The sequence below is a fragment of the Bacillus sp. FJAT-45350 genome (assembly GCF_002335805.1).
GTDB lineage: Bacteria > Bacillota > Bacilli > Bacillales > NISU01 > FJAT-45350.
The window spans coordinates 81,939-100,781 of the sequence record NZ_NISU01000004.1; the positions used below are offsets into that span (position 1 = coordinate 81,939).

Below are 18,843 nucleotides of genomic sequence, written 5' to 3' on the forward strand. Positions count from 1 at the left end.
CGAAGATTGTTCAGCCAACTTCCGAACTTCAGATGCCACTACCGCGAACCCTTTTCCATGTTCTCCAGCTCTAGCTGCCTCAATTGATGCGTTTAACGCTAGTAAATTGGTTTGTTCGGAAATTTCATTTATACTACCGATTATTGTCTCGATCTCTTTAATTTTACTAACTAAATTTGAAATGTCCGTATTTACCGATTGAATAACTTCGCTTGTTTCATTTGTTTTTACTTTCAAGATTTCAGCTTGAGCTACACCTTTTTGACTAGATTCGTCCACTTTTTTTGATAAGACATTCATTTGTTCATTTTGTTCACTAACTTTCTCTATTTGTGAAGATAAAGTAAATGACTTTTTATTTGCTAATTCAATATCAGATGCTTGTTGATTTGCGCCCCTAGCAATTTCTGCGATGGCCCTTCCTACTTCTTCGCTAGAAGCTGTTGTTTCTTCTGAAATAGCGCTTAAATTCTCCGATGCTTGTGAGACTTCTGTCACAGAGTGTTCTACAGAAGAAATAAGCTTTTTCATATTCCTTACCATATCATTAAAGTGATTTGATAGTTCACCAATCTCATCCTTAGACTTTGATTTTACGTAAACAGTTAAATCTCCATCCGCTACTTTGTTTACTTGCTCTTTTAATCTCAAGATAGGTTTGGTCAAACTTTGGGAGATAAAATAAGTCACCACTATAGCTACCCCAATCCCGATCAATGAAACTAGAAAAATGATAAATAAGAAATGGTTAGCTTCTTCAAGTAAACGTTCTTCAAAATAAACTGTTCCCACTTTCCAACCCGTTTGTTCAATCGTCCCATAGGATAAAACGCGGGCTTGGTCATTATAAATGTAATCAAAATACCCTTGTTCTTCAGATTGATACATTGATTGTATAAAGTCTAAATGAAATAAATCATTTCCTCTTTCATTAGGATGAACTAAAGCTACTCCTTGTTTATCTAACAATATTGAATATCCATCATATCCTACAAAAGTTTCGCTAATGATTTGTTCTAGTGAATCTAAACTTAAGTCATTCGCCACGACACCTAACGTCTGATTCGTTTGAGGATCAATGATTGCTTTAGCAACAGTTAATACATATTCTCCGTTACTACTATCAATATATGGTTCAGTAAAAATAACCTCATTTGGATTTTGAATTGCATCTATGTACCAAGGTCTCGTTGTAGGATCATAATCACTCGGTAAGTCAACAAAGGGTTCCGTGTACATATTCTGATTAACAGAAGCAATGTATGCAAGTGTGATATTTGGATATACTTCTAAGTATTTTTCAAAGTCAGTCTGAATGCTTTCCCAACTGAAGTTGGAATCTTCATTCTGTGAATCACGTAAAAACTGAATGAGCATTTCATTACTACTGTATCGATCAACACTAGTACTGTACTGATCCAAGTAAAGTTCAGTTACTGATTTCATTTCATGTACACTAGAATTAGCTTGTACTCTTGCAGTCTCTTCTATAGAGTCTTTACTTAAGAAATAGGTGGTAGTAGAGACTGATGTTAAAATAATGAAAATTAATGTTATAAATGATAGCACTAATTTCGTATTAATTTTACGAAACATATAATTCCTCCTTAGATTTATAATAAACAACACAGTAATAGTAGAAATGTACAATGGCTATTTTACCATAACTTTTTATATAAAATATTTTATATATTCAGATTATTTTTTGCTTTTTTGTTCGTGTTTCTTGCTGAGGACTTCCAAAGACTTCTCTGTAAACTTCCTTTTAATGTGGTTATTTATTGTGTCTATTCATCATTTACTATTTAACCGAGATTATATCTAGGAGTTATGTACCAACATGAGTCAAATAAAAATAATTTCATCCTTTCATTGCTACCACAGTTCGTAAATCACTATGCAGGGTTCTACCTTCGTGCTGATAGGCTTTCAAATAATAATTGAGAAGGAATGAATAAAAGAAGATTGGAAGAAATAAAGGTTCCTTCTAATCTTCTTTTATTCTCATATCATTTTTACAACTGCCACATAGCAACAGTTGTAAAAATAAACGTATAAATTAACGTTTCTTCCTTCTTTTCTTCGTTGGTTGGTTTATAGGTTTCCAATTAAAAAAATTACACATGCCCACTAGCATGTGTAACGTAGGTCTTATTCAGAATATCCTTTTAAGCCTACATATTTAAAAATATGCTTTTTACCTTTTTTCACTTTTTTAAAAATACCGAGCTCCGATAGTTCCATTAAATCTCTTCTTGCTGTTTCATAGACAACCTTTGATCTTTTTTTGTATTCTTCAATTGTCGTAATGTTAGTTTCTTTTCTTTTCATATATTTCAAGAACTTCTTTTGCCTTGGCGATAAAATAATCTCGTCACTGTCTAATTGCTTTAAGAGGACTTCATGATCAACTTCTTTGGTTAGCTTCTCTATCATGTCACTCATTGATAGTAAAGTCATCTTAGAATAGGCTAGTAGAAAGTAAGTTAAGTCACTTTCGTAATCTTCCGTATCTTTTATTGCTTTATAATACTTCTTCTTTTTTTGATTTACGACTGTTGAGATAGAGAAGAACTTATAGAAATCATAGCCATTTTTCAGTAAATACATATAGGAAAATGCCCTTGCGACTCTACCATTTCCATCATAAAACGGATGGATATACACAAGGTAAAAGTGAATAATAGACGCCTTCAAAAGTGGATTGATAAATACTTCATCTGAATGTATGAATGTAAATAAATCATCCATCATCGGCTGTACATAATTAGCATCTGGCGCTACATAAATTGGTTCAGTTTTTGTTACATCTTCATCCATTAAATACACAGGACCTTGACGGTATTTTTCCGTTATTTCATCTTCTTCCATCGTACCCTCTGTTATAATTTTGTGTAACTGAATAAAGATTTCTTCATCTAAATCTTTATGGAGATTTTCAAGGATAAACTCTAGCGCATAAAAATTATTCAAAATCATTTTTTCGCTTTTATTCTTCGGATCCTTTGTTTCAACTAACTCTCTTGTTCTTTTTTTAGTCGAAAATGCTCCCTCGATCACACTTGATGAAAATGCTTCGTCAATAATACTTTCAAATGTTAACCTCTTTTGAATGTCATTCAATACAAGTTCATCTAGTCGCTCCTTCGCAGTAACATCGATTTCACGAATTGTTTTTTCTAGGTTTGGGGTTAGTACATACCAAAACTTGTTCCCTTCCTGATCCTTTAGCGGTACTTGTCTCCCGGAGATTTTTCTTTTATTAACTATATCACCCCAAATATCAGCCCTTATTTGTAGGAGGCTGCTTTCGAGTCTAAACATTGTTTCACTTTTATTTAAATAGCGTTCATTCGTATATTTATCATATATATCTTGAAATAGTTGCTCCGTGTATTTTATATCAGGTCCTTCCATGAAACCCTCTCCCTCAAGATTAGTAATTTTTATAGTGTTATGTTATTTTTACTAATTTTCTACTAATTTGCTACTAATCATACCTGTTGCTAGAACAAAAATCAAAATGACAAAAGAGTTAAACAACCTTGAAATAAACCTATAAAAGAAGATTGGAAGAAACGTTTATTGAAAACTTCTTTTCTTTATTCGTTTGCCCAACTCAGTTTATGTAAAGATTGGTAGCACAAATGCTATCACTAAGGTAATACTATCAATACCTCATTATTAAAATACAATGGAGACATTAAGTAAAAAGACATTTTACCTGCTGAAAGTAAGTATGAAAACTACTGCTTCCTTGAACCAAATCATTACTAAAAAGAGGTGACATTATGTCAGACTACGCTTATGCTGATATTGTTGGAAAGAATCACGTTAACAAGGTAAGAAGTGAAGGGAAAATTGCGGCGTTAATTAAAAAAAGACGGCAAGAATTAAATCTAACACAACAACAATTTGCCGACCTAATCGGAAAACGAAAATCGACAATTGGTCGAATTGAAGCAAGTATTACAATCCCACGCTTAGATACATTGTTTGATATCTCACTGATATAGACCAATCGAACCTTTCTATTCAGGCTTAAAAGAACACAATACAACTAAAATTCCAACCAACCAAGGAAGAAAAGAACGTTTCTTCCTTGGTTGGTTTTCATAATACGCAATATTAAAGCCTCTTCTATAGACCCACTACATTACAATGTAATCTTAATACCTCCAGTATTTTTGAATACTCTCGTTTTAGTAGAAACCTCTCTCGGTGTAACCTGTTATTTCTTTTCGATGAACCTACTTGATATTCCACTTTTACTTTGTTCATCGACGTCCTTCTTCTCTTCCCTCTTTTGATGTGTTTGTTTTATCCAGAAATCGTGGTCCGTTACCTCCCATTTAGGAGAAGGGAGGGCCGACGTCAGATGCTTTTTTAGTTGCGCATTAAATAAAGGACTATATTTAGTATATAATTGATAGAAAATTTAAAAAATATTGACCGTAGCTAGATTAGTCCTTATAATAAAAGAAAGATTACTCCTAGAAAGGAATCCCCTTTTAAGAGCAGTAGTCATAATGTCTAACAACTAATTGATCAATAAGCTGAGAAATCTATAGGACTTCTATCCAAGGAGCCTTAAAGTAGATTAAGCCAGTTGTATCCTTTTTCTAAAGGATACAACTGGCTTTTTTAATTTCATCTCATTGAAAGGAGGAACTTCTTAGTAAGGTTTGGGGAAAATTCAAATTAAGCAATAGACGGGAGCGAGTAAATATGAGTTACCATATTTTAAACTATATAAATGGACAATGGGTTGCCACCGAAACAGAGGAAACAATAAATAGTTATAACTGTGCAGATGAAACTGAAATTGTAGGAAAGATTCAAAGTTCAAGTGTTGGGGATTTAAATGATGCCGTTACTGCTGCAAAATCTGCATTTTCTAAGTGGAAAAATTTATCACCTGTTGAAAGAGGGGATTTCCTTCATCGTGCGGCAAATATTTTAGAAGAAAGAGCTGACGAAATTGCTGAAGTTGCAACGAAAGAAATGGGAAAAGTATTAGAAGAAACTAAAGGTGAAGTTCTACGAGCTGTATCTACTCTACGTTATTATGCTCAGGAAGGAATGCGTCAATTAGGTGATGTGATCCCATCCAATAATCCAAATAATATGCTTTTGACAAAGCGTGTACCTATAGGTGTGGTTGGTATTATTGCACCTTGGAACTTTCCGATTGCAATCCCAGTGTGGAAAATTGCTCCTGCTCTTGTTTATGGTAATACCGTTGTCCTTAAGCCTGCATCAGAAACAGGTATTACAGCAGGAAAGATAGTTGAAGTATTTGAACAAGCAGGCCTACCAGCTGGCGTATTAAATTTAGTAAATGGTAGAGGTTCAGTAGTTGGCCAGGCACTAATTGATCATATAGATGTTAACGCTCTTTCATTTACAGGCTCTAATGGCATAGGACAGAGAGTAGCAGAAGGAGCTATAGCACGTGGAGCCAAGTATCAGCTTGAAATGGGTGGAAAAAATCCAGTGATTGTTCTTGATGATGCTAATTTAGAGTATGCTTCTCAGCAAACAGTTATTGGTGCTATGAAGCAAACCGGTCAAAGATGTACAGCTACAAGTCGCGCTTATATCCATCATTCTGTTTATGAACAGTTTAAAGAATTGGTTTTACAAAAAGTTATCTCTTTAAAATTGGGAAATGGTTTAGTAGAAGGAAACAACTTAGGCCCACTTTCCTCAAGAGAGCAATTCGATACAGTATTAAGTTATATTGAAAAGGGCAAGAAAGAAGGAGCAACATTGCTTGTGGGAGGAAGTGTACCTAAAGAAAAATCGAGTGGTTACTATGTTGAACCAACTGTTTTTGAAAATGTAACGAAAGAAATGACAATTGTTCGTGAAGAAATTTTCGGTCCAGTATTATGTTTAATTAAGGTTGATAGTTTTGAAGATGCTATAGAGCAAGCTAATGATACAATTTACGGTCTAAGCGCTTCTCTTTTTACAAATAACCTTGCTAGGGCAATGACCTTTATTAATGATATTGAAGTTGGTCTCATCCAAATTAACGGAGAAACAGGTGGAGCTGAACCACAAGCACCATTTGGTGGAATGAAAGCCTCAAGTTCCTACTCAAGAGAACAAGGGCAAGCGGCAAAAGAGTTTTTTACCACAACTAAAACCATTACGATTACACCCATTCCTTGATCTCAAGCGAATATAGACGTTTTATGAAAATTACTAAAGAAATATAGATAAAGAGCCAGTTAGATCATTTAAATGATGTAACTGGCTCTTTATCTATCATAACACTGGTAGATAAGAACCCATCAACCAGTGACCATTTTGTACCTTATCGTAACAAATTGGGATGACCATGTTTTTTTATCTTTAATGATAAGTGAAAAAAGGCAGCTACCAGCTACCTTTTTTCATCAATATGATATCCTTGAAAAGCTGATTATTACTTTGCAATTTTATTATTAGGATTTAAAGTATTTTCTTGAGAGTTTGGTTGTGAGCCATGTTCATCAATATTTTTAAAGTCCTCTTTTAACCAATTAAAGAATGATTTCCCTATAATTCCGAATATAAAGATAATGGGGAACCCAGTAATAACAGCTAAAGTTTGTAGTGCTGATAATCCGCCTCCGTACATAAGCGTAATTGCAACGCCACCTAGTACAAATGCCCAAAATAACCTGATCCATCTAGCGGGCTCCTGAATTACTTTTGTAGGCTTTGCTGACATGAATGAGAGGGTATAGGCAGCCGAATCAATCGTAGTAGCTAAAAAGATAAAGCAAAAGATAATGAAAATAGCTAATAAAAATTCTCCTGCAAAAGGTAGACCAGCGATAGTCGCTATAATAGCAGCTGGTGCACCATCTGATGCAAAGATATCAAGGACTGGAACGATGCCATTTAATTCGAAATACATACTAGTATTTCCAAACACCATGAAGGCAAGGGCACATCCTAATGTTCCTCCACCCAACATACCGAATACAACACCTCTAAGAGTTCTTCCTTTAGAAACCCTTGCTGTAAACATAGCCATATAAGCAGCAAATGCAAACCACCAACCCCAATAAAACACAGTCCAATCTTGAGCGAAAGAAGAGCCACCTACTGAATCAGTGTACAAACTCATTTGAATAAAGTTTTGTAGTAATAGACCCATACTATCTACAAATTTATTTAAAATGAAGAGAGTTGGCCCGACTACAATAAAGAAGATAATAAAAAAGATATAGAGGTAAACATTAATATTACTAAGAACTTTTAACCCCTTATTCAAACCGAAGTATAAACTTGCGGAAAAGATGAGAGTCCAAAGGATTATAATCCCAGTATCTAGCGCAATTGAGTGAGAGATACCAAGTAGTTCAGAAATGGCTTGAGAAAGCATTGGTGTACCAAGTCCTAAAGAAGTACTTACTCCTCCAATAATCCCAAACATAAATAACATATCTATCATTTTCCCTATTGGGCCGTCGACTTTATCTCCAAGTACCCCTCTACAGGCATTACTTAGTCGTAACGAAGGGATCTTCTTAACATGTACGGCATAGGCTAACACAATAGCAGGGAAACAATAAATCGCAAAACCCATAAATCCCCAGTGGAAGATCCCGTAAGTAGATGCCCACTCTGCAGCTTGAACACTCATCGGCTCAATACCAAAAGGTGGGGCCGTGTAATAGTAAGCCCATTCAACAAATCCCCAATATACTAAACTTGAACCGGCAGTCGATGTAAAAATCATTGCGAGCCAGCTGAATGTAGAGAATTCTGGCTTTTCATTCCCGAATTTTATTTTTCCATACTTACTTAGAGCTAAGTACATAACGATTACGAAAACTGTAAACGTTGCTAACAAATAGAAGAAAGTAAAGTTTGTATTTAAAAATCCTAGTACACTGGCTAGAAGTTGACTTCCTTTCTCAGCATTAATTAATACAGGAATCGTAACTATAGAAATTAAAACTAATGCTCCCCAGAAAATTAGCTTATCAATTTTATTTTGTTCCAATAAAATCCCTCCCTATTAAATGAGTTACTATTAATTAACACTTGTACTATTAAATTTATAGAATATGGTATTTTCCGATAGTAAGGTGGCTTGTTAACCACCTTACTACCGATAAAAATTAGTTACTTCATTGCTATTTCAATCAATTGGTGAAAGTGTTTCAATCCCTGCTCACTTGGTGAATAAATACCATTTTTAAAAGCCTTATTATCAAACCCTTCCTGTAAGAGTTCTACAAGCTCAAAATCTTCTTCTCGCACTCGATCAACAAACTTAATTAATTCTTCATCTTCCTTAGTAATTGACGTAGGATCCTTAAAATAATACTTATAAATAGCCAAAGATGACTCTGAATCTATTGGAATAATCTGGCTAGTAGTCATATTTCCAGAACCAGGGTAGATACTAATCATCATATTGGGCCAAACCCAATAAAAACGTGCACCTGGTTTTTCATTTAACTGTTGATCCGTATTGTCTCTAACGTTTGAACATTGATAGGAGAATTTATCACAAGGAATTATATCGTATTTTGATAAGTCGAATACCTTTGCAAAATCTTTATGAGCGATAGAGCAATGATCACATTCTAGATAGTTGTCAATAATTGCTTTCCAGTTGGCTTTTACAACCCGTGTATTTACACTTTGTAACTTCAATGAATCTAGGAAAGGGTAAACATCAATGTTTTCCAAGAACATTTGATATTCTTCAGCAAAAGGTGGGGCATCTTTATCTAAATTCACAAAAACCATTGATTTATGAGTTTCTAACTTAATAGTCGCTAAACAATCATACTCACCTAGATCAGATTGTTTAAAATTAGGCGCCTTATTTACTTTTCCATCCAAATTAAAGGTCCAACCATGATACGTACATTGGAGTATCTTTTTATTTCCTTTTGCATTCCGTTCTACTTTCGTCCCACGATGTGGACAAATATTATAAAAAGCTCGAAGCACATCATCTGTACCTCGCGTTATAATAATTGGCTGTCCAGCTACATCACAAGTAATAAAGTCTCCAGGTTTCTCAACTTGACTTGTATGCCCGACTAGCTGCCAATCTTTCGAAAAAATTTTCTCTCTCTCTTCTGCAAAAACTTGAGGAGAAGTATATTGACTGTATGGAAGTGTGCGTTGGACTGCCCCTGAAAGAATGTTTTCATTCATGTAAATTATTCCTCCTTATATCTTCATAAATAATAATTAAATCTTCACCTTACTGAAAGCGCTTACAAAATCAATGCGAGAACCTCCGCCATTTACCACCCAATAAACCCTTTTACTTAAACAACCAATTCTATGAATTTTGAAAGTTAATAGAGTAGTATTTTAGAGACTTATTTTGTTTTCCTTGAAATATCCCTTCTTTCTCTACTTAAAAATAGATTAGCTCATAAATATCTATTAAGTGAAAACGAAAAACAAAAAGGCCAATTATATATCACAATATCAGTGATAATATAACTGGCCTCGATCTATATAGGGCTCCTGGAATGGGAGTTCTATAGATTCATCAGTTATTGAAAAATTTTTGAAATAAAGTAGAACATGAACATTAAAATTCACTGATGAAGTAAGAGGCTACCCTTACCTAAGTGAAATTTTTAATATTAATAACGTTAGTATAGGGGTTGCTTGGTTTTTTTGTCAATTCTTTTTTTGCGAAATGTTATAAAAATTCAGTTAACTTTTATTTACCTAATCATTAATGACATTGCACTTACATAACATGACGAAAATACTTACTATGAAATATTCTAATCAACCATTCCTTTAATAAGAAAAGGTTTCATATAGTACATTAAAAATAACCAAGTAAAAAATAAAAATATTCTGAAAATATATTTGACTTTCATCGTATCTACTTTTATAATTTGGATTAAGTCATAAAACTCACCTTTGTTAGATAACCTCTTTCAAAATCGAGAGTTTTAATACGTAAAGAATAACAAAAAAACTTTATATAAAACTGAGTAATTTACTATGACTCTATTAACGTAGAGCAGTTAGGTAAAAGCCAGTTGTATTATGTTTATTCATAATGCGACTGGCTATTTTTGTCTACTTTCATAAATTATTGATATTGATAAGGAGGAAAGACCCTTAGATTTACTATTAAATTACCTAAAGACAAGGAGCAGGGAGGTGTGTACGGTGGGTGGTGCTTTGGATGGAATTAAAGTATTAGATTTAACTAGAGTATTAGCGGGACCCTATTCCACGATGATTCTAGGAGATTTAGGTGCAGAAGTTATAAAAGTAGAAGCACCTGGTGGAAGTGATGACACACGACATTGGGGACCTCCATTTAAAGGTACAGAAAGTGCTTACTACTTATGTGCTAACCGCAACAAGCGTGCTATTACGCTCAACCTAAAGACCGAAGAAGGAAGAGGCATTTTAAAAAAGTTAATAAAACAATCCGATGTAGTTATCGAAAATTTTAAAAGTGGTACTATGGCGAAATGGGGGCTTGGTTATGAAGAAATAAAAACCCTTAACCCTAGTATTATACTTTGTTCGATAACTGGGTTTGGACAATATGGTCCATATCAAAATCTACCAGGTTATGATTTCATTATTCAAGCAATGTCTGGATTAATGAGTATTACTGGAGATGAACAATCAGGGCCAATGAAAGTTGGCGTTGCGATATCAGACATTATCACTGGACTATATTCAAATATTGGTATTCTTGCCGCACTACAAGAAAGAAATAAATCGGGTGAAGGACAATGTATTGATATTTCCTTATACGATTCTCAAATTAGTGCTTTAGCGAATGTCGCCAGTAATTATTTAATTTCAGGTAATATTCCAGGCTTATTAGGAAATCAACACCCAAATATCGTTCCATATCAACCATTCCCTACAAAGGATGGAGAAATGGTAATTGCGGTAGGTAATGATGGTCAATTTATAAGGTTCTGTAGCCTACTTGGTTTAGAACATATCGCGGTAGATGAAAGGTTTGCAACTAACGCTAAACGACTTGAAAATCGAGAGTTGTTAGTAACAGAAATTGCGGTTCAAATGAAAACAAAAGAATCAAATGAATGGCTAAAGTTACTTAACGAAAACGGAATTCCAGCTGGTCCAATTCAAAATATGAAAGACGTATTTAACGACCCACAAGTTAAGGAAAGAAATATGGTCCTTGAGATGGATCATCCAACTGCTGGGAGTATTAAATTAGTAGGTAGTCCGTTAAAGTTGTCTCGTACACCTGTAGAAATTAAATCACATCCTCCAGTTGCCGGAGAGCATACAGATGAGGTTCTAGAAGAAATAGGCTATACAAACGAAATGATAGAAGATTTTAAGCAGAATAATTATATTTAGGGGGATTTAACTAATGATGAACTTTTCATTTTCAGAAGAACAAAACATGCTAAGAAAGATGGTCCGTAGCTTTGTTGATAAAGAAATTAATCCTTATATTCAAGAATGGGATGAGAAACAACATTTTGAAAGAGGGATTATGAAACGTTTAGCAGAATTAGATTTAATGGGTGTTTGTATCCCTGAAGAATATGGTGGAAGTGGAATGGACTACAATTCATTGGCCATCGTATGTGAAGAACTAGAAAGAGGCGATACCGCTTTTAGGACTGCCGTATCTGTACACACAGGATTGAATAGTATGACGCTCTTGCAATGGGGAACAGAAGAACAAAAACAAAAATATTTAGTACCACAAGCGAAAGGTACAAAGATAGGCGCCTTTGGATTAACAGAACCAAATGCAGGTTCAGATGTAGCGGCACTTAAAACAACTGCAGTGGTAGATGGTGACCACTATAATTTAAATGGTTCAAAAACATGGATTTCCTTATGTGATGTAGCAGACAACTTCCTTGTATTTGCTTATACAGATAAAACGAAAAAGCATAAAGGGATTTCAGCTTTTATCGTAGAACGAGATATGCTTGGATTTTCATCTAAAGCAATTAAAGGGAAATTAGGAATTCGTGCAGGGAATACAGGTGAAATTTTCTTTGACAATGTCAAAGTACCAAAAGAAAATCTACTAGGTCAAGAAGGAGAAGGGTTTAAGATTGCGATGTCCGCTTTAGATAATGGTAGATTTACAGTAGCAGCAGGAGCTTGTGGGACTATTATGGCTTGCCTTGAGGAAAGTGTGAAGTATTGCCATGAACGTTCTGCATTTGGTAAGGAAATCGGAAAACATCAACTAGTACAACAAATGATTGCAAAAATGGAAGCAGGGCTTCAAATGTCACAACTTTTAGTATATCGTGCAGGTTATTTGAAAAATGAAGGTATACGAAATACAAGGGAAACGTCATTAGCTAAATGGCAGTCATGTGACTTCGCCCTAGAAGCTGCTAACGATGCAGTACAGATTCATGGAGCGTATGGTTTCTCAAATGAGTATCCGGTAGAGCGATTTTTACGTAATGCTAAAGCTCCTGTTATATATGAAGGAACTAGAGAAATTCATACGATCATGCAAGGTGAATATGTCCTAGGTTATCGTGAAGATAAACAAATTTCTAATACACTACCAGCTTGGCCGTATCAAAAACAAAGTCAAGAAACTATCAATCACTAGAGAATTAATGAATAAGCGAATCTAGTTATTGAAATTGTACCTTTTAAGTAGATAGGAATAATTTTCTCTCATTGATAATGAACCTAAAACATAGCAATCCTACAAAGCTTTGGGCAGCCGTAGTAGGAATAAAAAGGGGAAGAGAATAGTGTATGATTTTGCTATTATCGGCGGAGGAATTGTTGGTTTATCAACGGGGATGGCACTCTATCAACGTTTTCCTAATGCAAAAGTAGTCGTTATTGAAAAAGAGTCTGCTATCGCTGAGCATCAAACAGGTCACAATAGTGGAGTAATTCATTCTGGCATTTATTATAAACCAGGGAGTTTTAAAGCGCGCTTTGCACGACAAGGAAGCAAATCGATGACCGAGTTTTGCCAAACACACGGCATCGAACATGATATTTGTGGAAAAGTAATTGTTGCAACACAGAAAGAAGAATTAGCACTTCTCGATAACTTATATTCACGAGGAATCGAAAATGAATTGGCTATTCAAAAAATTGGGCAAGATGAGTTGAAGGACATTGAGCCGCATGTCAATGGTCTTGGCGCGATCCGTGTCCCACAAGCAGGCATCGTAAATTATCGGCAGGTTAGTGAAAAATTTGCTGATATTATCCAGAATCACGGTGGAGAAATTAAGCTAAATACAAAAGTAATAAAAATACATGATGAATCAGACGGTGTAACTATTGAAACGAATAGCTGCACGATAAAGTCACGTATTATGATTAACTGTGCCGGACTGCACAGCGATCGTATAGCTAAAGCAACTGGGTATAAAACAGACATGAAAATTGTGCCTTTTCGAGGTGAGTATTATAAATTGATTCCGGAGAAACGGTATCTTGTTAAACATTTAATTTATCCGGTACCAAATCCTAAATTTCCATTTTTGGGAGTCCACTTCACTCGTATGATCAATGGAGAAATTGATGCGGGTCCAAATGCTGTGTTAAGTTTTAAGCGCGAAGGATATAAAAAGACGGATTTCAATGCAAAAGATTTAACAGAAGTATTGAGGTATAGAGGATTTTGGAAATTAGCGAGTAAATTTATGAAAGAGGGAATGGATGAATATGTCCGCTCTTTTAGCAAAAAGCAATTTACAAAAAGCCTTCAGAGATTAATTCCTGAAATTCAGGAAGATGATTTAATTCCAGCACCTGCAGGCGTCCGTGCTCAGGCCTTAAAGCACGATGGAAATATGGTGGATGATTTTCATATTATCATGGGGAAACGTACGATACATGTATGTAATGCACCATCGCCCGCTGCTACTGCTTCTATTGAAATTGGCCAAGAAATTGTTAGCCGGATACCAGAACAAACTCATTTATTGGAATCGGTCTTGACGAATTAATAACTCCTTGAAAGGAAGATCATTATGTTTAATGGAAAAACAATGTTTATCGCAGGGCACGCCCGTCTCCCCCAAGGGATGGCTGCGAAAAGTGTCTTTGAAACATTAACGATTACAGCTGAGGTCGATACTAAATATGGTGTTGTACTGGAAGCGTCGTGTACACTAGCAACAGAACACGGACGTGAATTTATTGGGAATCTATTAAAAGGGACTAGTTTATATGATGGTGTTGATGAAGCAATCCAATCTATTCAAACTTATTATCGAGGTAAGGCAACAAACGCACTAATAGCTGCATTAAAAGACCTTGATCTCCATTTCCAGAAAATTAATTCTGTAGAAAAGCAAACAAACAATAAATGAATTTATAATAATAAAAATAGTTTGACAACATAGTTGTATAAGAGATATATTTAAGTTAATCTAATTTTTAATATTTTCACCTTTTGAAAGCTAACCTTTTCAAAACCGTGGATAGTTAATAAATAATTGGAAACTGGAAACTAGAAACATAAATAACAATTAAACTGCTTATTCGCTGTGACTCTATTTGCATAGAGCGGTGAAGTGAATAGAAGCCAGTTGTACAAGAACATTCCTTCTTAGTGAGGAACTTGTACTGCTGGCTTTTTTATATTTCCTGTTTTCCGGATTCCCTATTTTATAAATAACAGGAGGAATTATTCATGAATATTACGGAAAAAAAGAAAGCTCGTTTCGAAAAGAAAACTGAAACATATGAAGTTAACGTTCATCCACAAACAGGTCGCTTGTATCATATTAAAATTTCAAAAGAGGCAATTATGGATTTTTTAGAAGCAGTAAAACAGGAGAACTACTCTGTTAATCATTTAGAATATACTCCATATGCGCGTTATATTGTCGCTTCTTATCTATTGGATCAAGTTGGAGAAGAGTTTGGAGAATTGCTTCGAAATATTGTATATGATAGAGAATCCGGTGGATTTACTCTTGGCTTAGAAGGTGTAACTGAAAATACAGATGAATATGTTATTTTTGCAACAGCAATTTCTTATTTATTGGGTACCCCAAACCATGATTCAATGTCAGGGAAGTATTATGCGCGTTTTACCGTAAAAGATACAGATAGTAGCGACTCTTACCTTCGTCAGGCATATCGTTTATTTACACTTCATACAGATGGTACGTTTGTGGATGAACCAACAGACTGGTTGCTCATGATGAAAATGGTTGAGCATAATGCCGTTGGCGGAGAATCACGTTTATTGCACCTAGATGACTGGAAAGAACTCAATAAGTATGTCGACCATCCTTTAGCAAATCATAAATTTAGATATAAAGCGCCACAAAGTAAAAACGTTGATCAAGAAATTGAACGCTTAACTTTTTTCAATCATAATAACAAACCTGGTATTTGTTTTATTGACCAATTTGTTTACCCTGAATCGATTGAGCAAGCAAAATATCTTCAAGACCTTTCCTATTCAATGGAAAATGATAAAAATGTAGTAGAACTGGAACTCCCTACCGGAGATCTCGTTGTCATTAATAATATCTTTTGGCTTCATGGACGTGCTGCTTTCCAAAAAAATCCAAACTTAAACCGTGAGTTGCTTCGCCAGCGAGGACGATTTAACCAATAACATTCCGTTAACGTTATTCCACTTGTTTCGTCTCCCCTAGCGTATCTGTTAAAACAAATTCATTTTCCTTTGGAAAATGAATTTGTTTTTTTAACCCTAAATCGACAATTCGTCGTATTGAAGTAGGTAATACCACCCCACGCGTAGATACATTGATTGATAACTCAAGAGCACTTGAGCTACCAATCTTGTTGATGGCACTGATATAGTAATCGAACCTTTATATTCGAGCTTAAAAGAGAAAAAAACAACTAATATTCTAACCAAGGAAGGAAGAAAAGAACGTTTCTTCCTTCCTTGGTTGTTTTTCATAATACGCAATATTAAAGCCTCTTCTATAAACCCACTACCGTATATAAAATTCATTTACAAACACCACGGCACTACAATGTAATCTTTACACCTCCAGTATTTTTGAATACTCTCATTTTAGTAGAAACCTCTCTCGGTGTAACCTGTTCTTTCTTTTCCCTTTTGATTTGTTCTAAAGATGTTTCTTGAGTCTTGTTTTCTATGAAGCTACTTGATATTCCATTCTTACTTTTTTCATCGACGTCCTTCTCCTCTTCCCTCTTTTTATATGTTTGTTTTAGCCAGAAATCGTGATCCGTTACCTCCCATATAGGAGAAGGGAGGGAGGACGTCAGATGCTTTTTTAGTTGCGCATTAAATAAAGGACTATACGGAGCAGCAAATAAGGCTAGCCTGATAATTTGGCTCCTATCTAACGAAGTAGAAGCAAATACTTCATTCACGTATTCCTTGTAGACGTCATCATATCTTACTGTTGGTCTGTACAAGTGACGTCACCTCTTTCTTACCGTTCACAACGCCTTCAAGATATTTTCTTCCAACTGGCGTCAGGTATATATCTTTTCTTTCTAATAATCGAATCGCAAATTCTTTATTCATGTTGATACCTCCTTTTATGACGTCACCGTTTGACGTCTTTGATATAAGATATTAAGGAACGCTTGTCCACTATGTGTAATTTATTTTCGCTGACGTGTATATTTTTTTCGTTCTTGGACATAATGGATAAAAAATTACTGAAGGTGATCGTATGTGGGGGATTGGTAAGCCTCGGACAAAATTAGGGAAGTGGTTGGATAAACGCTCATTAGAACAGCGAGATTTAGAGAAGGCTTCAAAAGTAAGCCATAAAACGATATCTAAGGCATGCAACGACACTAATTATGTTCCAAGTCCTGGAGTAATGAAAAAAATATTAGAAGCGATTAGAAGACATGATCCAAGAGCTAAGATGAGTGACTTTTGGGATATGTAGAATAGTAAAAAACTGGAATCTAGTATTATATTTTTTATTTATAGGTGTGTATGTTCCCCGAAGTCTCCAGTTGTAGCAGGAAACAATATTAGTCTTCCGAATATTAGTGAGAAAAAGGAAAAAATGCTAAGGTCTTTCTATTATGAAAGTTTCCTTAGCATTTTTTATTGTTTGTAATGCTTTTTATCCCACTAAACTATTTTAAATATTTAAACTGTTTTATAATTGGTTAAAACATCAAAGGGGAGTTTTTCCATGGACATTATGTTACTCGCATCCTTTTTAGGTGTCGCTATTGCCCTTACACTTTTGCCTGGCCCTGACATCCTATTTGTGATGGCACAGAGTATCGCACAGAATAAAAAGGCAGGAATTGCAACTGCGTTAGGGCTTTGTTCTGGACTTGTCGTTCATATTACAGCAGCTACAGTTGGTATTACTGCTATCCTTTATCAGTCAGCTATCGCATTTACGCTTGTCAAATACGCAGGGGCTATCTACTTATTCTACTTAGCATGGAAATCATTCACAGACAAAGAGAACGCTCTAACGATGGGCAAGAATCAAGCATTGCAATACAAAGCGTTGTACAAAAAAGGGATCATTATGAACCTACTAAATCCTAAAGTCTCACTAGTTTTTCTCTCATTATTACCGCAGTTTGTGAATCATACAGCTGGATATGTTCCACTTCAAATGGCATTACTAGGGGGGCTTTTCTTAATTCAAGCATTATTCATATTTTCATTAGTTAGTATTTTTTCAGAAAAGGTTCAGCAGTTCCTAGTAAAAAGTACCACTCTTACAAAAAGACTAAATGTCATCCAAGGTTCTATCTTCGTATTGATTGGTATCCAAATCACCTTCAGTAAGGGATAGCGTCAGAAAACCGCATTTACAAAGATAAGACTTTTAATAAAAGCCTTATGAGACGCTATGAAAACTATTCCTTGTGGAACGAATCTGTGTCTCAATAGACTTTACTTTATTAAGATTGTGAAATGATACACTTAAATTAACGGGCAGAAGAGTTGAAGAAAAGAAATTCGTACAATTAGAAATAGTAAAGATAATTACCTAAGACAATAATATATCCACTTTTTTAAGAGGTAATAGGTGCAGGGGGAATTTAATGATTAGAAATATAATTAAGAACAATATGCCTTTATTTATTGGATTAATTGGCGCTTTCCTCATAGTTTCGATTAGTTATAACATCTATCAAGCTGTTCAAGTGCAAGAATATAAGAAAACGATTGTTCATTATGAAGAAAATAAACTAGGAATGTATTACCTATTATTAGATTCAGGGGAGTCAGAAAAACTCCACCAAGAAATGAATAATTTAATCAAAAAAATGAATTCAAATGTGTTAAGTGATAAAGATATTAAAGAGTTTCATAATACGATATATTCATTTTATGAATTTTTATTTGTATTGAATTTATTAAACCCATACGGTGAGTACCAGAATAGTATAAGGTTAGCCGCTTTTACTGAAGCGCCATTTCGCTTTCACTTCTATGGTACCGACCAAGTGGCAAGTCATTCAATGATTAATGATATCAGTTCTTTGTTTCACAATAATACAAATCAACTTTATGAAAGTGAAGAACTTGAACAGTTAAAAAAGTACATAGAAAATATTGATATGCAGTTATATCAATTTAGGAATACATTTCTTTCAAGGGATTACTTATACCGAGAGAAGACTAGAGAAAATATGGAAGAGTTTAATTACCTATTCTATAACGAGATTAAACATTTACATGATGCAATAAATTATGACTGACAACGGGCAGGACTATACTTAGTTATAACCTATATCTTTGACATTTTGGAACCAGTCACTGAAGGATAATGGTTGTAGGTTATTTAACTAAACCAGCTAATAGTTTGTCAATATTTTTCAATAAAAACTTAAAATCTTTCATGCTATACTAAAATGGGCATACCAAATAACCTTCCACTC

16 protein-coding genes and 1 pseudogene are annotated in these 18,843 nt (G+C 34.7%); 10 read left to right on the forward strand and 7 right to left on the reverse strand.

Annotated elements, in window-relative coordinates; translation table 11 throughout:
* The 3 genes and pseudogenes from CD003_RS22805 to CD003_RS20925 form a co-directional block, all read right to left on the reverse strand.
* On the reverse strand, positions 1–543 hold a 543-nt coding region (locus tag CD003_RS22805; RefSeq protein ID WP_373558594.1), incomplete at its 3' end, for a methyl-accepting chemotaxis protein.
* Positions 541–1,596, reverse strand: a pseudogene (locus tag CD003_RS20920) (cache domain-containing protein); the annotation flags it as partial. The pseudogene CD003_RS20920 and the gene CD003_RS22805, both read right to left, overlap by 3 nt.
* 555 nt (positions 1,597–2,151) lie before the next feature.
* Positions 2,152–3,417 (reverse strand): Fic family protein, encoded by a 1,266-nt coding sequence (locus tag CD003_RS20925; protein WP_096203199.1) that lies wholly within the window; start codon positions 3,415–3,417, stop codon positions 2,152–2,154.
* Positions 3,418–3,791: 374 nt separating this feature from the next.
* Here CD003_RS20925 and CD003_RS20930 point away from each other — a divergent pair, with 374 nt between their 5' ends.
* Positions 3,792–4,016, forward strand: a complete 225-nt coding sequence (locus CD003_RS20930) for a helix-turn-helix transcriptional regulator (RefSeq protein WP_096203200.1) — start codon at positions 3,792–3,794, stop codon at positions 4,014–4,016.
* A gap of 712 nt (positions 4,017–4,728) precedes the next feature.
* The gene (locus tag CD003_RS20935; RefSeq protein ID WP_096203201.1) at positions 4,729–6,180 is read left to right on the forward strand and encodes an aldehyde dehydrogenase family protein; all 1,452 of its coding nucleotides are present in this window, start codon (positions 4,729–4,731) and stop codon (positions 6,178–6,180) included.
* A gap of 256 nt (positions 6,181–6,436) precedes the next feature.
* On the opposite strand, the gene CD003_RS20940 is transcribed toward CD003_RS20935, so the two are convergent.
* Both CD003_RS20940 and CD003_RS20945 read right to left on the reverse strand, forming a co-directional pair.
* Positions 6,437–8,008, reverse strand: a complete 1,572-nt coding sequence (locus CD003_RS20940) for a BCCT family transporter (RefSeq protein ID WP_096203202.1) — start codon at positions 8,006–8,008, stop codon at positions 6,437–6,439.
* A 122-nt stretch (positions 8,009–8,130) separates the two neighbouring features.
* Entirely contained in the window at positions 8,131–9,180 is a 1,050-nt protein-coding gene (locus tag CD003_RS20945) for an aromatic ring-hydroxylating oxygenase subunit alpha (RefSeq protein ID WP_096203203.1), read from the reverse strand.
* A gap of 987 nt (positions 9,181–10,167) precedes the next feature.
* On the opposite strand from CD003_RS20945, the gene CD003_RS20950 reads away from it, so the two are divergent.
* The 5 genes from CD003_RS20950 to glaH all read left to right on the forward strand — a co-directional run bounded on the left by CD003_RS20950 (position 10,168) and on the right by glaH (position 15,583).
* Positions 10,168–11,355 carry a CaiB/BaiF CoA transferase family protein gene (locus CD003_RS20950; RefSeq protein ID WP_096203204.1) on the forward strand — a complete coding sequence of 396 codons (1,188 nt, stop codon included), beginning with the start codon at positions 10,168–10,170 and terminating at the stop codon, positions 11,353–11,355.
* A gap of 16 nt (positions 11,356–11,371) precedes the next feature.
* Positions 11,372–12,589: an acyl-CoA dehydrogenase family protein gene (locus CD003_RS20955; protein WP_096203218.1), complete on the forward strand. Its 1,218-nt coding sequence runs from the start codon at positions 11,372–11,374 to the stop codon at positions 12,587–12,589.
* 148 nt (positions 12,590–12,737) lie between these two features.
* Positions 12,738–13,955: an L-2-hydroxyglutarate oxidase gene (gene lhgO / locus CD003_RS20960; protein ID WP_096203205.1), complete on the forward strand. Its 1,218-nt coding sequence runs from the start codon at positions 12,738–12,740 to the stop codon at positions 13,953–13,955.
* A gap of 24 nt (positions 13,956–13,979) precedes the next feature.
* The gene (locus CD003_RS20965) at positions 13,980–14,321 is read left to right on the forward strand and encodes a DUF3870 domain-containing protein (RefSeq protein ID WP_096203206.1); all 342 of its coding nucleotides are present in this window, start codon (positions 13,980–13,982) and stop codon (positions 14,319–14,321) included.
* Positions 14,322–14,644: 323 nt separating this feature from the next.
* Positions 14,645–15,583 carry a glutarate dioxygenase GlaH gene (gene glaH / locus CD003_RS20970; protein WP_096203207.1) on the forward strand — a complete coding sequence of 313 codons (939 nt, stop codon included), beginning with the start codon at positions 14,645–14,647 and terminating at the stop codon, positions 15,581–15,583.
* A gap of 383 nt (positions 15,584–15,966) precedes the next feature.
* On the opposite strand, the gene CD003_RS20980 is transcribed toward glaH, so the two are convergent.
* Both CD003_RS20980 and CD003_RS22060 read right to left on the reverse strand, forming a co-directional pair.
* The gene (locus CD003_RS20980) at positions 15,967–16,383 is read right to left on the reverse strand and encodes a hypothetical protein (protein WP_096203209.1); all 417 of its coding nucleotides are present in this window, start codon (positions 16,381–16,383) and stop codon (positions 15,967–15,969) included.
* Positions 16,358–16,495 carry a hypothetical protein gene (locus tag CD003_RS22060; protein ID WP_179295663.1) on the reverse strand — a complete coding sequence of 46 codons (138 nt, stop codon included), beginning with the start codon at positions 16,493–16,495 and terminating at the stop codon, positions 16,358–16,360. The genes CD003_RS20980 and CD003_RS22060 overlap by 26 nt, the downstream gene beginning before the upstream one ends.
* A 151-nt stretch (positions 16,496–16,646) precedes the next feature.
* Here CD003_RS22060 and CD003_RS20985 point away from each other — a divergent pair, with 151 nt between their 5' ends.
* The 3 genes from CD003_RS20985 (at position 16,647) to CD003_RS20995 (ending at position 18,663) form a co-directional block, all read left to right on the forward strand.
* The gene (locus CD003_RS20985; protein WP_096203210.1) at positions 16,647–16,871 is read left to right on the forward strand and encodes a helix-turn-helix domain-containing protein; all 225 of its coding nucleotides are present in this window, start codon (positions 16,647–16,649) and stop codon (positions 16,869–16,871) included.
* Positions 16,872–17,126: 255 nt separating this feature from the next.
* A complete protein-coding gene (locus tag CD003_RS20990) occupies positions 17,127–17,750 on the forward strand; it encodes a LysE family translocator (RefSeq protein WP_096203211.1) in 624 nt (207 codons plus the stop codon).
* A gap of 253 nt (positions 17,751–18,003) precedes the next feature.
* Positions 18,004–18,663 (forward strand): hypothetical protein, encoded by a 660-nt coding sequence (locus CD003_RS20995; protein ID WP_096203212.1) that lies wholly within the window; start codon positions 18,004–18,006, stop codon positions 18,661–18,663.
* Positions 18,664–18,843 lie beyond the last annotated feature (180 nt).

What these genes read in the sequence shown, in the direction of transcription:
- CD003_RS20985 (WP_096203210.1), top strand. Translation starts at nt 16,647, where the DNA reads ATGTGGGGGATTGGTAAGCCTCGGACAAAATTAGGGAAGTGGTTGGAT.
- CD003_RS20925 (WP_096203199.1), bottom strand. Translation starts at nt 3,417, where the DNA reads ATGGAAGGACCTGATATAAAATACACGGAGCAACTATTTCAAGATATA.
- CD003_RS20930 (WP_096203200.1), top strand. Translation starts at nt 3,792, where the DNA reads ATGTCAGACTACGCTTATGCTGATATTGTTGGAAAGAATCACGTTAAC.
- CD003_RS20935 (WP_096203201.1), top strand. Translation starts at nt 4,729, where the DNA reads ATGAGTTACCATATTTTAAACTATATAAATGGACAATGGGTTGCCACC.
- CD003_RS22060 (WP_179295663.1), bottom strand. Translation starts at nt 16,495, where the DNA reads ATGAATAAAGAATTTGCGATTCGATTATTAGAAAGAAAAGATATATAC.
- CD003_RS20965 (WP_096203206.1), top strand. Translation starts at nt 13,980, where the DNA reads ATGTTTAATGGAAAAACAATGTTTATCGCAGGGCACGCCCGTCTCCCC.
- glaH (WP_096203207.1), top strand. Translation starts at nt 14,645, where the DNA reads ATGAATATTACGGAAAAAAAGAAAGCTCGTTTCGAAAAGAAAACTGAA.
- CD003_RS20955 (WP_096203218.1), top strand. Translation starts at nt 11,372, where the DNA reads ATGAACTTTTCATTTTCAGAAGAACAAAACATGCTAAGAAAGATGGTC.
- CD003_RS20945 (WP_096203203.1), bottom strand. Translation starts at nt 9,180, where the DNA reads ATGAATGAAAACATTCTTTCAGGGGCAGTCCAACGCACACTTCCATAC.
- CD003_RS20990 (WP_096203211.1), top strand. Translation starts at nt 17,127, where the DNA reads ATGGACATTATGTTACTCGCATCCTTTTTAGGTGTCGCTATTGCCCTT.
- CD003_RS20995 (WP_096203212.1), top strand. Translation starts at nt 18,004, where the DNA reads ATGATTAGAAATATAATTAAGAACAATATGCCTTTATTTATTGGATTA.